This window comes from Frigoribacterium sp. ME-P-080, from assembly GCF_030209595.1.
GTDB lineage: Bacteria > Actinomycetota > Actinomycetes > Actinomycetales > Microbacteriaceae > Frigoribacterium.
Genome location: NZ_JARVRR010000003.1, coordinates 1 through 17,363, shown reverse-complemented (window position 1 = coordinate 17,363; position 17,363 = coordinate 1). Strand labels below are relative to the sequence as shown.

Here is a 17,363-nt window from a genome sequence, read left to right as displayed (position 1 = left end):
GTCGGCTCCTTGTTATAGTCAGGTGCGCGGTGGCCGAGATCCGTGACCGAGTGCTAGGGGAGCGAGCCGCATGAGCGACATCTTCACGCTGACGCCGGACGAGGGCGACGGTGGCGAGCCGACGCCGCAGAAGAAGCGCGGGCGTCGTCGCTCGAAGCCGGTCATCGCTCTGATCACGCTGGCGTCGGTGCTGGTGGGGGTCATCGTGATCGTCGGGGTCGTGGGCGGCGTCTACGCGTCGCGGCTGGCGAACTCGTTCAACGACAACGCAACGAAGATCGAGCAGGCCTTCCCCGAGGAGTCGACGCGTCCGGCGCCGGCACCCGACGGGGCGATGAACATCCTGCTGATGGGTTCGGACTCCCGGGCCGACGCGACGACCATCGACGACCCGTCGTCGTCGGACCAGCGGACCGATTCGATGATGCTGGTGCACGTCGACGCCGACCGCGAGAACGTCTACGTGATGTCGATCATGCGCGACCTCTACGTGCCGATCCCCGGCCACGGTTCGAACAAGATCAACGCCGCCTTCGCCTACGGCGGCTCACCCCTGACCGTGCAGACCGTCGAGCAGCTGCTCGGCGTCCGCATCGACCACGTGGCCATCATCGACTTCGAGGGCTTCAAGGGCATGACGACGGCGCTGGGCGGGGTCGACGTCTTCTCGCCGCAGGCGTTCTCAGCCGGTGAGTACTCGTACGTAGCCGGTCTGAACAAGCTCGAAGGCGACCGGGCTCTCCGCTTCGTCCGGGAACGTCATGCTTTCGCCGATGCGGACTTCACCCGCGTCAAGAACCAACAGGCGTTCGTCAAGGGCCTGGCGAACACGGTCCTGAGCCGGTCGACGCTGACCGACCCGGGCAAGGTCTCGGCCTTCGTCACCGCGATGTCGCCCTACCTCACCGTCGACAAGCATTTCGACATCGGAACGATCGCCTCGCTCGGTGTCAGCCTGCGGTCGATCGACACGTCCAAGATGCACTTCTTCACCGTCCCGACGGCCGGCACCGGCTCGGTCGGTGGCCAGTCCATCGTGAACGTCGACCAACCAGGCCTCGACGCCGTCAAGGCCGCCCTGGCCAACGACTCGTTGAACACCCTGCCGATCGGCTGACCGGGTCGTGGCTCGCAAGACTGTTCTCGTGACGGGCGCGAGCGGTGCGCTCGGTAGCTTGCTCTGCGGAGAGCTGGTGCGAGGGGACTTCGACGTCGTAGCCTCGTCTCGAGCTGCGGGCATCACAATGGACGTCCTCGATGTCGACGCCGTCTTCTCGACCGTAGCTACCATTCGCCCCGACGCAATCGTGCATCTAGCAGCCGTTACAGGCGCAGTCTGCGACGAAGATCCTGCTCGCGCATGGGCAGTCAACGTCGATGCCACTCGACGGCTCGCGGCTGCCGCGGTCGAGGTAGGAGTTGATCAATTCTTCTTCGCCTCGTCTGCAGCTGTCTACGGTGACCGTGGCGCCGGGCGGTACCGGGAATCCGACGCGCTTCTTGGAACTTCTACGTACGCGCAGACCAAGATCGCGGCAGAAGAAGAAATTAAGTCGACTACCCAGGGCACGGGCACATCTGCGTGTTCTTTCCGCATCTTCAATTGCTGGGGCCCTGGCTTCAGGTCTGCGCTGCCCATGAGGCTCGCTGAGAAGCCGAAGGCTAGCCCCGTCCGTCTGGCGGGGCTCGACGACTTCGTTCGCGACTACGTCCACGCTCGGGACGTTGCGGAAGTCGTGGGCCAAGCTCTCGTCGTCCTTGGCAATGATGGACCGGACTCGGTCAACGTGGCGTCGGGGGTGGGCACGAGCAATCGGCAACTCGTGACCGGTCTCGGTTTGCGTGAAGGTGATGACTTCGTCGTCGTGGATGGCGTCCGCAGTCGGAGCGTTGGGGACGCCGATCTCTTGAAGTCATGGCTTGGTTACGAGGCCCGACGTCGGCCAATGCGGAACCAGCCGGATCTGTTCAGCTAAACGGCCTGGCGTTCTTTCAGTCTGAGTGCGAGGTCGGTATGACTACCTCGGTGACCGAAGGAATGAGTCTACGGGCCATCGCATCCGTGACGTGGGACGTGTCGCGGTAGGCGAAGGTCCCGTCCACGACGGGCGTGCATCGATCGTCACAAAGCCAGGGGACGGTGGCGACATAACTAGCACCTGCCTGTTCGACGGCCGTCCTTTCGGCTGTCGCGAGATCGTCGTCCACGAGCTCGTCTACCGGAGCCGAACAGGCTTGCGAGGAGGGAAGGGGCGCCGTCACGCAGAGCACGGGGGCCACAGACCAGCGTGGCGTTTCTCCCAGCACTACCACGGCACTGTTCGGCAGAGCTTGCCGGAACTGCTCGACGGTTCGTGCATATGAGGCTGCCCATGCTCGGTCGAATGATCCGTCCGTGCTGACTTCGTTTCTGTAGCCAGGGCCGGCCGCACTGAGAACGACGAGGTCAGGCGCGAGCGCGATACTTCGACGCATGACATCGTCTCGCCAGGTCGAGCACTCGTCATAGGCGCGCTGCAGGGTCGTGTCGCGAAGCTCGAGGTCGAGTACTGGACACGCCGATTTCGTCAGGGACGTCAATGCACCGCCCCTCTGCGTCACTGCCTCCTCTAGTGGGCTAAACCATTGAGCGGCATGCGAATCTCCCAGGAGAACCACCTGGAAGTCCGCGTCGGCCGGTCCGAATTGGCACGTATGAGTTTCCGTTTCTCGTCTTTCTAGGTGGCAACCATCCGCGTAGACGCGAGGCACCGAGCCCGAGATATCCGCGAGGTCGGGTGTGACTTCCGCCCAGGGAACGGAAGTATTCACCTTCGCCGTGACGGGTGTGGCGCCGACCATTAGAGCGATCAGGAGCACGGCACTCGCTGCAGCCCCGGCGGTCCAGACGGTACGTGCGGTAGTGGTGGTCGTAGCACGTTGTCGTACCGAGGGGGTATGGGTCCGCCTCCGTGGTTCGACCCAGCGGAACGTGCATTCGCTGAGGGCAACTGCGAGGAGAAGTGAAAGAACGACCTCCGCGGGCGTTGCTGGTCGTCCCAGAGCGATGACGGGGACCACGAGGGCGGGCCAGTGCCAGAGGTAGAGGGAGTACGACCGGTCGCCGATGGCGGTGAGGGCAGAATGAGACAGTGTTCGCCCCACGCTGCCTCGACCGAAGCCGGGGCTGAGGAGGATCAGGACGGTGGCGGTGACCGGCACGAGGGTCGGCCACGAGGGATGCGGCGTGGAAGGACCCATGAAAGCAACTGCAACCAGTACCCCTACGGCCCCCGTCCAGCCTGGTATTCGCGACTTTCGACTTTCCGTGACTGAGGTCTCCCGGGTGGCTAAGGCCAGGACACACCCGGCTCCGAGTTCCCATGCTCGTGTCACAGGGAGGTAGAACGACCAGGGCGCGAATTCTGTCGTGAGGATCACAGCTGAAGCAAACGAGGCTAGGCAGAAGATCGACACAATGGCGACGGGCAACGCCCGTCGCCGACCGCTGGCCGTCTTGAGGAGGAGCAGAAGAAGGACTGGCCAGGCGAGGTAGAACTGTTCCTCGATGCCGAGGGACCAGAAGTGCAAGAAAGGTGCCGGGGACTCGTCAGCTAGATAGTTGACTCCAGCGGCGGCGAAGCGGAGATTCTCGACGCCTAAGACCGCAGCGATGGCCTGAGTGCGGGCTTCGCCGAGGCTCGCTCTTGGAGCAACGAACCACAAAGCCACCAAGGTTGTCCCTACGACGACGAGTGTCGTGGGGACGAGACGCCGAATACGGCCGAGGCTGAATTCGACGATGCTGATTCGGCCCCGTAACTGGTGTTGTCTCAGAAGCGCGAGAGTGATCACGTAGCCGGAGATTGCGAAGAAGACGTCAACGCCCAAGTAACCACCCGCGAAACCCGGTAGCCCCGCGTGATAAGCGACGACCAGAAGCACAGCAATAGCGCGGAGCCCTTGGATGTCTGCACGACGTGCGGGGTGGGTCACATCTGCCACCGTCAGAGGCTAGCAGCGATCACGAAGGTGACCGCGGCCAAAAACGAGGTGCGCGTAGGTTCGCCACGCAAAGGAAGACGTGTCAGGCCTGTGGGTGGGCACGGCGCATGTACCCAGGTCGGGTTACGCGCACATGCCTGGCGATCTGAGCTGAGAACCAGGTTCCGTCACGTAGGGCCTGGCGAACGGGAGATTGGCCGACTGACCTGGCGAGACGTCGCCTGGATCGGAGCACGGTCTGCATGGATGTGCTGAAGGGGTTCGTCATGCGGCTGAACTGGCCAGGATGAACTCGGTATGACGTGAGCACGTCGGGCACGTTGTCGATTTCCCCGATCTCTGCCAAGCGTAAGAAAAGGTCGTAGTCCTGCATGCGAGCACAACGAGTGTCGTAACCACCCACGCTCTCTAGCGCCGAGCGACGCATGATTACGGACGAGTGTACGAGCGGATTCCGGCTCAGTAACGTGCTTTTTACTCGTCCGGCGCCGACGACGACATCGAGTGTTCCCAAAGGATCGGAAGCGTCGTCGATGAGCCGGACCGAGGATCCAAGACAAACTACGTCGGGTCTCAACTTCATTTCCTGGAGCTGTTGGGCGAAACGACCGCCATGCGCAAGGTCGTCGGCATCGAGTCGAGCGACATAGTCCGCACGGGATGCACGAAGGCCGGTATTAAGTGCGGATGGTGTCCCTTGGCGATGCTCATGTCGCATCACCCGTAACCTGTCATCTGAGGGCATGTCGATTTCGCTCAACTCAACTCCGTCCGCGACCAACACCACCTCCAGGTCGATGTCGGTCTGGGACAGCACCGAGTCCAGGGCGTCACGAAGGTGCTGATCAGCGCGGGCGGTCGGGATGACCACCGAAATAGAGGGAGCAAACATTGTGCAGCAAGGCTACGGTAACGGCGGCGACCTGCTGTGACGCGGTTCGACAATCAGCGCTCGTGCGCAGTGGTCGGCGCCACGGGCTTCGTCGGCCGAGCGATCGCTCATCAACTCGCGATTGCCGGATGGCGAGTGGTGCGCGTCCGGGCCCCTCACATCTCTTCGGAATTGCGCGAGCTGCAGTCCCTACTCGTGGAATTGCCTGAGCACGAGGCTCATGTCATCAACATGCAGCAACTCATTCGCGGTTGCGATGTGGTGGTCATGGCTGCGGGCCTCGCGACGCCGGACGCCCCCGACAGCGACGCTCTGACCGGGGCCAACGCCCTCCTTCCTGTCCTGGTCGCCCGAGCCGCCCTCCGGGCTGGCTGTTTCGGCATCGTCCACATTTCATCCGCGGCGGTCCAAGGACGCGTCCGGACATTGGACGAGACCGAGGCAAGGTCGCCGTTCTCCCCATATTCCGCATCCAAGGCGCTCGGCGAGGACGCGCTCCTCGAAGTAAGTCGGCGTGTGGGCCTTCGGGCCTGCGTCTTCCGAGCCACTTCCGTCCATGGAGCGGGGCGGCGGGCCACACACGCCCTCCGTCGAGTCGCGAGAAGCCCTCTGTCGTCGGTTGCCTCGCCTGGGTCGGCGGCCACGCCGCTCGTCTCGGTCGCAGGTCTTGCTAAAGCTGTCGTTTTTCTCCTCGATCGGCTCGACGTTGCTCCGCCGATCGTCCTCCAACCCGCCGAGGGGGCCACGACCCGAAGCGTCCTGGTCGCTGCCGGCGGCCGTGAACCGCTCCTAATACCGGCTCCTCTCGCCAGGGCACTGGTCGACGTCGGGTACCGTGTCATCGGGCGACTTCAGCCTCGTGCCAAAGGTCTGGTGCGCCGCGTCGAACTCATGTGGTTCGGACAGGGCCAGGAGCCGGGGTGGTTGCAGCGGAGGGGTTTCGTGCCGATGGACGCTGTGCACGCGGTGCTTGCGCGCCCGTCGGAAGCGCAGCCGGTGGGGCACGTAACGGAAGCGGGTGCACATGGCCACCAGGGATGAGACGTCGTCGCGTGCGTCGCCCCTCTGGTCGAGGCTGCGGATGGTGGCTGTCTCCTCGGGCTTCGGAACGGGGGGCAAGTTGTTGCAGTTCGCCGCTCTCGCGTTCCTCGCGACCCAACTGATACCGGCCGAATACGGACGCTTCTCGATCTTGCAGATCCTCCTCTTCGGCATGGCGAGTATCGCGAGCTCGAGCTTCGCTTTCGCTGCCAATACGAGGGCAGCGGACATTGTGTCGGCCAACCCAGGTGTCGCGTTCTCGACCGTGCTGCGGGCAGTCGCGGCCGATAACAGGATCTTCTATGCCGGCATCGCGGTCTTTGGTGCGATGGCTTTTCCGGCCCTTTACCTGGTGCTTTCAGGTGGTCTGCTACCCACCCCGTCAATAGCCGCTCTGGGGGCCACTTGTAGTGCGATCGTGATCACTGACACTTTCATCGGGGTCGCATCGGGGACAGGACGTGTCATGACCTCTGCCTGCCTCGATGGAGTCAGAGGCGCGGGGTCGGCGGCCGCGCTCACTGCCTCGGCGTTGTTCCTCCCGGCCGTCTGGACTTCTGCGGGCTTGGTCGTCGTCGAGATCGTGCTCGCCTCGGTCGCCATCCTGATGATGTCAAGGAGATCTGCGGCCCGAGATGCCTCCCGCGTTGTCATGCCTTCTGGGCCTGTAGGTGTCGTCAGGGCGGGGGTCGCTGCCAACGCGGCAGCACAGCTGGGCACGTGGGCTCTTGTCTGGGGTGTCCAGATGGTCGGTGGGCTGGAGGCGGTCGGAGCTTTCGCGTTGGCGAACAGGTTCGCAACACTCGTCCTGCTCGCCCCGGCGTTCTTGAGCAAGAACATGCTCGGTGCGCTCCGTCGAGATCGCTTGACTGGAACGGAGCAAAAGGGTAATTTGCTCGGCTTCTACGTGACCATAGTCAGCTGCGGAAGTGTCATTGGTGCGGGAATCGCCGTGGGCGTCGGAGCGTCGTTTCCGATGTTCCGAGGCACTTATGTTGATTTCCTCGACTTACTCGTCGTGCTTGCTGTGGCAGCGATCTTGAGAGCCGTCGCCACGAGTTTGGGCGTGATCTGCGTCTCACGCGACCTGCTCAAGACGTGGGTGTTGAGCGACATCGCGGCCCTGCTCGTCCTTTTGATGGCCGTCGGAGTGGCCTTGGTTTTCTCGGCGGGCCTCGTGCCGTTGCTGTCTGGACTCGTGGCCTCGAACAGCACTGCGCTGGTCTGGCGAGCCGTCGGCTTACGGCGGACGGCAAGCGCGATGTCGGCAGAGGAGGTCGATCGTGTCGTCTAATCACCAGGGCAAGCGACAAGTAGGCGAGGCAATTGGCGCCCTGCTGGCCGTTGTCGCCGTGTTGGCCGCGGCGTGCTCCCTCGTTGCTGCGGTAGTGGGTTACCAACCAGCCCTCGTCGCTCCCGTCGTCGTGCAGGCAATCCTCATCGTCGCTGCGGTGGTCGTGGCCAAGGTCAAGATGAGCCGACTGGCTTTGAATGGACTGATTCTTCTAACTGCCTTCGAGTGGCTCAGGGGGTGCCTGGTCCCCCTGCTGGTCCAACTTGTCGGCCAGATAGCGCCCGTATATCGACAGCTGGGTACAACGACGGACTCGGTGACGATCTTGTTCCTCGGGAATCTGTTCTTCGCGATGGTCGTGGCGACCTGTGCCATCCTCCCTTCGGAACGCGATACCACGGCGCCTCTGGAGCAGCAGAGCGAACTACGGGCCGCATATGCTGACTCCGCAAGGTCTATTCGTTGGCTACTCGTCGTCGTGGGGTTCATCGGGCTTGTGCTGCGTTTTCCGAACATCGAGGCGCTGCAGGGATTCTTGGCAGGCGATTACGAGTACCTCCAGTCCGGTGACGGTGTACCGGGCTTCGTGTCAGCGGTCACGCGTCCACTTTTGCCACTGGGGTTGGCGCTTTTCGCACTAAAGAGCCAACGGAGTTCGCCCTTCCGCATCGTGCTCACCCTGGTAGCCGTCGCTATCACCGCGTTCCTGGCGCTTGGGTCGTTCGGGCTGAACAGGTCTGCCATCCTCTTCCCTGCAGCGGCATTCCTGTTGGCCATGATGCGTGTGAGTACTCGCAAAGTACCTGCTGCACCCGTCATTGTTGGCGGGGGACTCCTCGGCGTTGCGTTCTTCTACTTAGGATCAGTACGTCAGACTCTCTACGCCGATAGAATCGGCCTTACCGCCGACACAGGCTCACTCGTGAACTCCCTAGTTCAGGTCATCTTGAACTACGGGCAATCACCCCTGCAATCGGCCCCAGCTCTCGCAGCTGACCAAGCATTTACGGTTCAATCTCTATTCTATTCCGTAGTAAATCCGCTTCCCGGGCTACCTGATGCTTGGCGGTCGGCAAACGGGGTGAGTATCTACAACTCCTTGCTGTACCAGAATGCCGTTACTAAAGATCAGATTCTCCCGTCCTGGCTAGAGGCATACCTATCAATTGGCGTCCTCGGCATTGTCGTGCTTGGTGTCCTGACCGCCCTTCTTCTCCGACTGACCGACCGCGCTCGCGTGAACTCAAAAAGTGTCTTGGGCGGCTACGCAGCAGCTCTCGCGACCATCTGGATCGTGCAACTGAGCATCAATTCCCTTTCTGCGCTCGGACAGGGCATGGTCTATTTCGTCGTTGTCCCGGGGGTGATTGCTCTCGTGACGCACCGGCGGGCCGGTCGTCGAGTCCAGCCGGTTATGGATAAAATTCGGGCATGAGAATTCTGCTGGTTTCTGGGATTTTCGCCATGTCTGAAGGCTTTAGGTCTGAGAAACTTCAGGAGACGACAGAGACCCTTTTGTATGACGGACTTCGTCAGCGGGGCGTGGACGTCGAGCAACGGGGACACGCTTACTATGACGACTGGTCCGGCTTCGACATCGTCCATATTCATCACCTGGCGAACTCGTGCGTTCGTATGCTGGCGCCTGTCCACAGGCCGGTGGTGTTCTCTCGACATGCGACCAAAGCGGTACCGCTCCATCACAAAATTGTTTTGAAGCACACCTATGCGAAGAGCGAACGAGTCGTCGTATCGAGCGCGGAGGAGCAGCGGCGTCTCGCGGGTGTCGTGCCGCCCTCAAAGGTCTCGATTCTTTACAATGGGGTCCGATCTGACCACTTTCCGCCCGGTGAGCGATCCAAACCTGCTCCGGGACAACGTTGGGTCATGTTGTACGTGGGACAACTGATTGAACTCAAGCGTGTGCACCAGGCGTTGGAGGAGTTAAGCCGTGTTGTCGCTCAGGGGTGGGACGCCGAATTACGCGTCGTGTCGCAGCGGGAGACCCTGCGAAGCGAACTGGAGGCCGCCGCCGATGCCCTTGGGGTGTCCGACCGCGTCCATTACCTGGGTCCGCGGGGGAGGGAAGCACTCGGTCGCGAGATGTCCGAGGCGCACGTCCTCTTGCTGCCCTCCCGCACGGAAGCCCTCTCGACGGTCGTGACGGAGTCCGCCCTCGCCGGGCTTCCCGTGGCTGCCTATGATGTTGGCGGAATGCGCGAACAGATCCCTGAAGCCTGGCCCGCGCCGGCGCCCGACGACCGGGAAGGGTATTCACGACTCGTGACAAGCATTCTGAGCGATTATCCAGCGGCGGTGCAGCGTTGGGCAGCGCACGTGCCGGAAGCGCGGCGGCGATTCTCGACGGAGGCGATGGTGGATGGACATATCGCCCTCTATGAAGACATCCTCGCCAAAAGGCGTCGGTAGAAGATTAGACACTTTCGTCAGCCTCCGGTGGCTGACTAAACGTCAATCGCGCCGGGTGGCTCTATTCGAGATGTCCTCTATAGAAGTCAGCCAGGCCTCGCCAGACCACCGATGTGTCGAAGAGCCGTCGCACATCTTCATGGGCTGAGTGGGCCAGACGTCGTCGGAGGTTGGGATCGCGTCTTAAACTAAGGATCGATCTCGCCAGGGCTTCGGGGCTCTTCTCGTCGACGACTATCCCGTTGACGCCGTTCATCACAACGTCACGTGCGCCCGTGAAGTCGGTCACGAGAACAGGAGTTCCTGCAGCTGCGGCTTCGAGAACGACCGTGGGCAGTCCTTCGCGCAGTGATGGTAGGCACATCAGATCCATGCGGGCGTACCACGGGGCGGTGTCATCGACGTCCCCGGTGAACTCGACCCATGGAGCCGAGATGAGGTCACGTGTCGGCAGCGGGATGTCGGCTAGGCCCTCGTCTGGTCCTACGAGAAGAAGACGGATCGAGTCATCCGTCTTCCTCGCGAGTTCGACCGCTCGCAAGAGACGATCGATGCCTTTGTCCAACGTCAACCGCCCGACGAAACCCACGACAAACCCGGCGGTACCTTGTTCGGTCCGTCGGGATGTACTGACAGTGGCGAAGTGTTCCACGTCGATGCCGTTCGCGGACCCGGCGCCGATCACGCGCATGAGATCTCCCGGAAGGCCCATGTCGATTGCCCGCGACGCAAGCCCGTTCCCCACGCTGAGCGTGGCGGTCGACGACTTGATGACGAATTTCTCGCAAGCGAGCAAAAAGCGTTGGCTCAATCCCGTCGCGGTTTCGGCGCGCAAGCCGTACAGGAAATACACCCGTCGGGGAACTCGCGCGAGGCGAGAGGCAAGGCTGCCGAGGAGGGACGCTTTGGGCGTCCCGTAGACGACGAGATCTGGCGACATCTTCCGTAACAGCATGGTCAATCGCACGAGAGACACCAAGTCTTTCACCGGGTGTGGCGACCGAGTCATGGGTAGGTCCTCGAACGGGATGCCGTCGGAAAAGGCTATGCCGGCGAGACGTCCCGTGTCGGAGGCGATCAGAGTGACCTCGAAACCGGCTTGCCGCAGGTACCCGAGTTGGCCTCGCAGTTGCGAATGGACAGATAGATCCGTCGTGGAGATGAACACCAACCGCGGTCGGTCTTCGAGGTCACTCACGACTGCGTTCCCAGACTGACGTTTCGCCGCCGGCCGACCACCGAGGGGAGGCAGGCGTATGCGGCGCATGTCAGTAGTGCTGCGAGTACGAGGATCGTCAACAAAAGCGGTGAAGCTTGCAACCCAGCAACACCGAGTGCTCCAAGGACGGCTGAGAATGCAGCCACCAGCAAAGCAATTTTGGTGTGCGACCAGCCGAGGTCTTCGAGTTGATGGTACTTGTGTTGCCGATGGCTCTGCGTCCAGTTTTGCCCTCGCACGATCCTCGTGACGAGGGTCGAGAGGGTGTCTGCGACATAGATCAGGACGGGCGCCAACGCCGAGAAGAGCGGTGCGCCGGCGACGATCGTACCGACGACCAAAAGCACGAGAACCGAGCCGAGAAGGTAGCTTCCAGAGTCTCCCAAGAACATCTTCCACCGGCCGTTATTCCAGGGAACAAAACCCAAGCTGCCGGCTGCCAGGACCAACCCCGTCGCGAAGATCATCGGCGACTCGATGCGCCATCCGACCACTGCGAATGTGAGGCCGATCACCGTCGCGCCGAAGGATGAGAGATTGTCCACACCGTCCATGAAGTTCGTGATGTTGATCAGGATTGGAGTTGAGAAGCCCACGAGCACCAGCAGTTGCCAGTTTCCCGTCGCCCACATGATCAAGGCCCCGGAGACAAGGCCGAGACATAGCTGGAATGCGAGCCGAGAGACGATGGGTATGCCACGGACATCCTCGACGAAGCCCAGACCCGCGGCGCCGGTGGTGGCGACGACGGTAGCTGCATAGAAGAGCATGGGGAGGTACCCGGCGGAGAACGACATCGCCAGACCGACCTGGACTGCAATCCAAAGACCTACTCCGGCGCCTCGGATGGTCGCCGTCGAATGCGAGGAGCGAGCCGAGGGGACGTCGAACACGCGAACTCGACGCAGGAGGGGACGGGCTAGGAACTGAGCGCCAACGCTGGCCACCAAAGTGGCGAGAAAGACGTCTGGGAGGCCGGGCATCAAGACTGTCGCTGTACTTGACCGGACCGAACTTCCGAGTCGGAGTCGTCTGGCTCTCGGGCCGCATCAGGCTTGCCTGCTAACAGTCCATGCCAGTCGAGGTGAGCGAGGTCCTCGAGCGAAAGGGGTGGCACGACCGTGTGCGAGATTTTTGGATGTACAGGCCGGTTGTCGCTCTCGCCGAGGCCGACGAGCTCCTCGTGCATCTTCTCGCCCTCGCGCAGGCCCGTGTAGACGATGCCGATGTCCCGGCCCGACATGGCGATCATGCGTTCGGCGATGTCGAGGATGCGCACGGGCTCGCCCATGTCGAGGATGAGCACCTCGCTGGGCGAGCCGATCCCGCCCGCCTGCACCACGAGGTGGCACGCCTCGGGGATGGTCATGAAGAACCGCGTCACGTCGGGGTGCGTGATCGTCAGCGGGCCACCGGCCTCGATCAGCGAGGTGAACACCGGCAGCATCGACCCGCGGCTGCCCAGCACGTTGCCGAACCGCACCGACAGGTAGCGGGCACCGGTCTCGTCGGCGGTCCAGGCCGTGAGCCGCTCGGCCAGGCGCTTCGAGTGCCCGAGCACGCTCGTCGGGTTCGCCGCCTTGTCGGTCGAGATGTTGACGAAGGTCGTCACCCCGACGGCCTTGCTCGCGTCGAGCACGTTCTGGGTGCCGAGCACGTTTGTCTTCCACGCCTCGTCGGGGTACTGCTCGAGCATCGGCAGGTGCTTCAGCGCCGCCGCATGGAAGACCACCTCGGGTCGACGGTCCGCGAAGATCGCTCGCAGCGCCTCCGGGTCCCTGATGTCGGCCAGCACGACCTCCTTGGTGTCGAGCAGGCCGTTGCCCGAGATCGACAGCTGCGACTGCTGCAGACCGGTCTCGTCACGGTCGAGCATGATCAGCTCGGCAGGGCCGAACTTGGCGATCTGACGGCACAACTCGCTGCCGATCGACCCGCCGGCTCCCGTGACGAGGACGCGCTTGCCCGCCAGGTAGCCCGCGATCGACTCGACCTGCGTGTCGACCGGGTGACGGCCGATGATGTCCTCGATGGCGATGTCGCGCACGTCGCCGAGCCGCGACTTGCCCTCAAGGATCTCGTCGAGAAGCGGCAGGACCATCACTCGCAGGCCCGCTTCGGCGGCGAGATCCGTTACTTCTTGCAGGAGTGTCGCGTCCGCCTTGGCGATGCCGATAACGATGGCCTGCGCGCCGCTGGTCTGGGCGGCGGCGACCAGGTCGTGCCGCGTGCCGAGCACCCGGACGCCCTCTATACGCAGACCAGCGCGTGTGGGGTCGTCGTCGATCAGCCCGACAGGCAGGTAGGGCGAAGTTGGATCGGTCAACATCCGACGTATGAGATGGTTTGCCAACCTGCCTGCGCCGAAGATTAGGGTCGGTTGGGCGCTTTCCCCCGGGCGTCGCTTGCTGTCCACGTACAGGCGAGCGACGTAGCGCAGTGCCCCCAAGAAGACGAACGCGACTGGCATCGCGATGAACACGGTGCTCCTGGCCAACATGATCTCGGTACCGACGATCAGGGTGGGCAATCCGACGAGGAGCCCCGTACCGATAACCACCACGACGAGAGCGCGGACTTCAGCGAAGCTTCCTGGTACGAAGCGCCGTCGGTACAAGCCGGTGACATAGCCGAGTACAGCACTGACGAGCGCCGTCAGGCCAGCGACGACGAATGCCGAAGACCACGTGACGTCGTCATAGAGGAAGTCATATCTCAGCGAGACCGCAAATACGATGGCCAAAACCCACGACGCGACGTCGAGTAACACCTGCAACGCAGTCCGCCGTTTCGCTGATGCCAGAAGTTGATCCATCACCACGTCACCCCTCCGTCGGTCGACACAGACACGACGTCGTCGGCCCAGAGCCAGACCGCCGCCGCCGAGGCCGAGAGCGCGATCGCTCCGGGCGTCTCGGAGGACGCCGGCGCGCAGCCCACGGTCGTCGCGGCCGCGCCCGACGCGGTCGGCGGCGTCACGACGGCGGTGCCGTCACAGTCGGCGGCACCGGTCGAGGCGACCAGGTACGAGCCCGAGGCAGCGGTGACGGCGACGGCGCCGTCGACGACGGTGCCCGCGTCCCAGGTGGTCGCGCCGTCACCGGTGCGGAAGAACGTCCGGTCGCTGCACAGCACCCCGGCCTCGGCGTCGCTCACGACCGCGAGGTCGACGACGGTCGGGCACGGGGCCGCACGGTCACCCGAGGGGGAGTGCACGGTGCCGGGCGCGGTCCGGGCGACGTACCACGACGCCGCCAGTCGCTCGGGGTAGTCGCGGTACTCGGCACCCCCGCTGAAGGTCTGGGCGAACGCCGGCGCACAGTCGTCCCCGGCCGGGCCGACGACGAAGGCCGACGACGCGTCCGTCGCCTGCAGGCGGTCCAGGCCGGCGAGGGAGCCACCGGTCTCGACCGACGTGGCCGACCAGGTGGCGCCTCCCGACGTCGTCTGTTCGACGACGGGCGGCGACGCGACGCTGCCGGGGGTGCAGCTCGCGGCCTGCGCGCGCCACGCGGTCCCCGCGTCGACGACCGACAGGAGGCGCGTCGGCGTCACGGCCTCGGCGGCGGTGGTGGGGGTCGCGGTGGGCGACGGCGTGCTCTCGGTCTCGACCGGGCGAGGCGTCGACGTGGCGGCGGCCTCGGCGTCGGCAGCCAGACCAGACGGTTCGCGGTTGAGCGCCAGGGCGACGAGTCCGAGGTCGACGAGGACGAAGGCCCCGATCCCGATGATGGCCAGGCGGCGGCGGGCGCGTGCTCGTGAGCCCCTCTTGCGGCGTGCGTCGGGCATCAGCGGTCACCCCCGTCGAGGGCGGCGGCGCGGGTCAGCAGGTCGACGAGCACGTCGGCCGCGGGCACCAGCTGGCGCCCCGACTCGGTGAACGTCTCGTCCGACCGGCGGTAGGGATCGACGACGTCGTCGTCCAGCGCGTCGTCCGGTGCCTCGACGGTGCCGCGGCGGGAGGCCAGCAGGGCCACGGTCGCACGCAGTCGGTCGGCCACGGTGGACGCGTCGGCGGGCAGGGCGTCGACCAGCTCGGCGTCGGTCACGTCGCGGGCGAGGCGGGCGGCCTCGCGCAGGGTGAACGTGTACCGGCTGGCGCGGGGGTGCATCGAGACGACGGCCCGGCGGTGTTCACGGGCGAGCGCCACGACGAGGTCGGCGTCGCGGACGTCGCGCTCGAACAGGAACCGGGCCCGGTGGTCGTCGGGCTCCAGGTCGAAGGACCGGGCGAGGGCCCGGGCCTGGTCGGGCATGACGTCGTCGTCGACGGCCATGGTGCCGGCGCTCGACACGGTCACGTCGTCCCACGACGAGAGACCGCGGCGGAGGTACAGCTCGGCCAGGGGTGACCGGCAGATGTTGCCGGTGCAGACGGTCAGCAGCGAGAAGGTGGTCGAGGTGCGGCGGGGGATCACGAAAGACACGGGGCCGCCTACTTCGCCGAGCGCGAGCTCGTCTTCGGGGCCACGGGCAGGTCGCCGACGCCCGCCTCGGGAGCGTCCTGCTCCATGCCGTAGTACGCCCCGTAGTTGCCGTAACCGTAGGCGTCGGGCCCCTTCGTCGGCAGCATGGTCAGCACGATGCCGTGCACCTTGCTGCCGATGTGCTCGAGGTTGCGCAGCGCGGACTGCAGCTCGTTGCGCGTCGTGCGGCCCGCGGCCGACACGACGATCGCACCGCCGGTCAGCTTGCTGAGGATGGCCGCGTCGGTCACCGGCAGCAGCGGAGGCGCGTCGATCAGCACGTAGTCGAACGACGTCGTCAGCGATTCGATCAGGGACGACATCGCCTTCGAGCCGAGCAGCTCGCTCGGGTTCGGGGGAACGCGGCCGGCCGGCAGCACGTACATCGTGCCGCGGCCCCAGGGCTGCAGGACGTCCTGGAGGTCGGCCCGACCGATCAACACGTCGGTCAGGCCGACGACGCCCTCGAGCCCGAGGGTGTCGGCCAGGCGCGGCAGGCGGAGGTCGCCGTCGACGACGGCCACCGTGGCACCGGTCTCGGCGAGGGCCACCGCGAGGTTGGCCGTCGTGGTGGTCTTGCCCTCGCCGGGCAGCGACGAGGTGACGACGAAGCAGCGGCTGGCCGACTCGACGTTGACGAACTGCAGGTTGGTCCGCAGGGTGCGGAACGACTCGGCGCGCGGGTTGCGCGGGTCGACGTGCACGATCAGCGGGTGCTTCTTCGCCCCGGGGTCGTAGCTGATGCCACCGACGATCGGTGCGTCGGTGACGAGCTCGACGTCGTGCGAGCCGTGGATGCGGGTGTCGAGGGTGCTGCGCAGCACCGCGGCTCCGACGCCGAGGGCGAGGCCGATCAGGAGGCCCAGGCCGAGGTTCAGCGTGGTGCGCGGGGTCGAGGGGGCCGAGGCGACCGACCCGGGGACGATCGTCGCGATCTTGACCAGGCTCGCGCCTCCACCGGTCGGCGTCTCGAGCTCGTTGACGACGACGTCCGTGAGGGAGGCGCCCACCGCGTTGGCGACGTCGGCCGCGCGCTGGGCGTCGGTGTCGGTGACCGTGATGTTGATCAAGACGGTGTTCAGGGGCGACTCGGCCGTGATCGTCGAGGCGAGGCTCGCGGCCGTGGTGTCGAGGCCGAGCTGGTCGATGACCGGGTCGAGCACCGCGTCGCTCGTCACGACGTCGACGTACGACCGGACCTTCTGCTGGGCCGCACTGCTGCCCTGCACCGCGTCGACCGTGGTCGACGAGTCCTGCGCCTGCACCGAGACGAACAGCCGGGTCGACGACACGTAGGTCGGCGTGGCCAGGATCGAGCTCAGCGCCCCGGCGGCGAGGCCGACGAGCGTGAGGGCGGCGATGAAGATCCAGCCCTTGCGGAGAATGCGGATGTAGTCACGGAGTTCCACGTGGCTGAGGTCCTGTCCTGATCGGGTGCGGGCACCGCGGCAGGCACCCCGGCAGTCGTCGCACGAACCATGCCTCCCGGCACCCTGATGGCTCCCCGCGACTCTGCGCCGTGACCAATACTCACACACGGGACGGCCAGACGGGGTACATATGTTGCCCGATCCGGCGAAGTGGCCCCCGAACGGGGGTGCAGCGGGCCGTACCGCGACACCCGTCGCTGATCGTCCGCCTGAACGCTGGCTGTGATTCGGGCGCACCACCCGACCCGCGCAATAGCCTGCCGACGACGGGCACGTTCCGTGCTCGCTCGTGATCAAGGAGGATCACCATGGCAACGAATCACGCGGTCGCCTACAAGGGCCCCGGCCAGGTCGAGGTCATCGACGTCGACTACCCGACCTTCGAGCTCAAGGACGGCCCCGGCGTCAATCCGGCCAACGTCGGGCGCAAGGTCAACCACGGCGCGATCCTGCGCACGGTCGCCACCAACATCTGCGGTTCCGACCAGCACATGGTCCGCGGCCGCACCACCGCCCCGACGAACCTCGTGCTCGGCCACGAGATCACCGGCGAGGTCGTCGAGGTCGGCCCCGACGTCGAGTTCATCAAGGTCGGCGACATCGTCTC

At 64.7% G+C, this 17,363-nt stretch carries 15 protein-coding genes; 7 read left to right on the top strand and 8 right to left on the bottom strand.

All coding sequences use genetic code 11. The features are described 5' to 3' along the window. The first annotated feature begins 70 nt into the window (after window positions 1-70). On the top strand, window positions 71-1,117 hold the full coding sequence (locus QRN23_RS05300) for an LCP family protein (protein ID WP_285062794.1): 1,047 nt from the start codon (window positions 71-73) through the stop codon (window positions 1,115-1,117). Window positions 1,118-1,145: 28 nt separating this feature from the next. Next, on the top strand, window positions 1,146-1,976 hold the full coding sequence (locus QRN23_RS05295) for an NAD-dependent epimerase/dehydratase family protein (protein ID WP_285062793.1): 831 nt from the start codon (window positions 1,146-1,148) through the stop codon (window positions 1,974-1,976). 16 nt (window positions 1,977-1,992) lie between these two features. Here QRN23_RS05295 and QRN23_RS05290 read toward each other — a convergent pair whose 3' ends face one another. Together QRN23_RS05290 and QRN23_RS05285 are read right to left on the bottom strand one after the other, a co-directional pair. After that, window positions 1,993-3,984: an acyltransferase family protein gene (locus QRN23_RS05290; RefSeq protein ID WP_285062792.1), complete on the bottom strand. Its 1,992-nt coding sequence runs from the start codon at window positions 3,982-3,984 to the stop codon at window positions 1,993-1,995. Window positions 3,985-4,066: 82 nt separating this feature from the next. Next, complete coding sequence (locus QRN23_RS05285; protein WP_285062791.1) at window positions 4,067-4,876, bottom strand: glycosyltransferase; 810 nt, start codon at window positions 4,874-4,876, stop codon at window positions 4,067-4,069. 36 nt (window positions 4,877-4,912) lie between these two features. Between QRN23_RS05285 and QRN23_RS15465 the strand changes: the two genes are divergently transcribed. The 4 genes from QRN23_RS15465 to QRN23_RS05270 are packed head-to-tail and all read left to right on the top strand — an operon-like array spanning window position 4,913 to window position 9,641. After that, the gene (locus QRN23_RS15465; protein WP_350224690.1) at window positions 4,913-5,917 is read left to right on the top strand and encodes an NAD-dependent epimerase/dehydratase family protein; all 1,005 of its coding nucleotides are present in this window, start codon (window positions 4,913-4,915) and stop codon (window positions 5,915-5,917) included. Next, entirely contained in the window at window positions 5,901-7,211 is a 1,311-nt protein-coding gene (locus tag QRN23_RS05280) for a hypothetical protein (protein WP_285062790.1), read from the top strand. The genes QRN23_RS15465 and QRN23_RS05280 overlap by 17 nt, the downstream gene beginning before the upstream one ends. Further along, window positions 7,201-8,646, top strand: coding sequence for an O-antigen polymerase (locus QRN23_RS05275; RefSeq protein WP_285062789.1), 1,446 nt, complete (start codon window positions 7,201-7,203; stop codon window positions 8,644-8,646). The genes QRN23_RS05280 and QRN23_RS05275 overlap by 11 nt, the downstream gene beginning before the upstream one ends. Beyond that, window positions 8,643-9,641, top strand: a complete 999-nt coding sequence (locus QRN23_RS05270) for a glycosyltransferase family 4 protein (RefSeq protein ID WP_285062788.1) — start codon at window positions 8,643-8,645, stop codon at window positions 9,639-9,641. Before QRN23_RS05275 ends, QRN23_RS05270 begins: the two co-directional genes overlap by 4 nt. Window positions 9,642-9,702: 61 nt before the next feature. Here QRN23_RS05270 and QRN23_RS05265 read toward each other — a convergent pair whose 3' ends face one another. The 6 genes from QRN23_RS05265 to QRN23_RS05240 all read right to left on the bottom strand — a co-directional run bounded on the left by QRN23_RS05265 (window position 9,703) and on the right by QRN23_RS05240 (window position 16,735). Then, the gene (locus tag QRN23_RS05265; protein WP_285062787.1) at window positions 9,703-10,839 is read right to left on the bottom strand and encodes a glycosyltransferase family 4 protein; all 1,137 of its coding nucleotides are present in this window, start codon (window positions 10,837-10,839) and stop codon (window positions 9,703-9,705) included. Beyond that, window positions 10,836-11,657, bottom strand: coding sequence for an MraY family glycosyltransferase (locus QRN23_RS05260; RefSeq protein ID WP_285062786.1), 822 nt, complete (start codon window positions 11,655-11,657; stop codon window positions 10,836-10,838). Before QRN23_RS05260 ends, QRN23_RS05265 begins: the two co-directional genes overlap by 4 nt. Window positions 11,658-11,842: 185 nt before the next feature. Beyond that, on the bottom strand, window positions 11,843-13,675 hold the full coding sequence (locus QRN23_RS05255) for a polysaccharide biosynthesis protein (RefSeq protein WP_285063238.1): 1,833 nt from the start codon (window positions 13,673-13,675) through the stop codon (window positions 11,843-11,845). After that, a complete protein-coding gene (locus QRN23_RS05250) occupies window positions 13,675-14,649 on the bottom strand; it encodes a hypothetical protein (RefSeq protein WP_285062784.1) in 975 nt (324 codons plus the stop codon). The genes QRN23_RS05255 and QRN23_RS05250 overlap by 1 nt, the downstream gene beginning before the upstream one ends. Then, window positions 14,649-15,287, bottom strand: coding sequence for an arsenate reductase/protein-tyrosine-phosphatase family protein (locus QRN23_RS05245; protein ID WP_056046059.1), 639 nt, complete (start codon window positions 15,285-15,287; stop codon window positions 14,649-14,651). The genes QRN23_RS05250 and QRN23_RS05245 overlap by 1 nt, the downstream gene beginning before the upstream one ends. 8 nt (window positions 15,288-15,295) lie before the next feature. Beyond that, window positions 15,296-16,735, bottom strand: coding sequence for a tyrosine-protein kinase domain-containing protein (locus QRN23_RS05240; protein WP_277959992.1), 1,440 nt, complete (start codon window positions 16,733-16,735; stop codon window positions 15,296-15,298). Between the two features lie 329 nt (window positions 16,736-17,064). Between QRN23_RS05240 and QRN23_RS05235 the strand changes: the two genes are divergently transcribed. Next, window positions 17,065-17,363: alcohol dehydrogenase catalytic domain-containing protein (locus QRN23_RS05235; protein ID WP_285062783.1), on the top strand; the 299-nt coding region annotated here is incomplete at its 3' end.

Coding starts and splice junctions, on each gene's coding strand:
- QRN23_RS05300 (WP_285062794.1), top strand. CDS start 71: ATGAGCGACATCTTCACGCTGACGCCGGACGAGGGCGACGGTGGCGAG.
- QRN23_RS05285 (WP_285062791.1), bottom strand. CDS start 4,876: ATGTTTGCTCCCTCTATTTCGGTGGTCATCCCGACCGCCCGCGCTGAT.
- QRN23_RS05280 (WP_285062790.1), top strand. CDS start 5,901: ATGGCCACCAGGGATGAGACGTCGTCGCGTGCGTCGCCCCTCTGGTCG.
- QRN23_RS05270 (WP_285062788.1), top strand. CDS start 8,643: ATGAGAATTCTGCTGGTTTCTGGGATTTTCGCCATGTCTGAAGGCTTT.
- QRN23_RS05260 (WP_285062786.1), bottom strand. CDS start 11,657: ATGTCGTTCTCCGCCGGGTACCTCCCCATGCTCTTCTATGCAGCTACC.
- QRN23_RS05255 (WP_285063238.1), bottom strand. CDS start 13,675: ATGGATCAACTTCTGGCATCAGCGAAACGGCGGACTGCGTTGCAGGTG.
- QRN23_RS05250 (WP_285062784.1), bottom strand. CDS start 14,649: ATGCCCGACGCACGCCGCAAGAGGGGCTCACGAGCACGCGCCCGCCGC.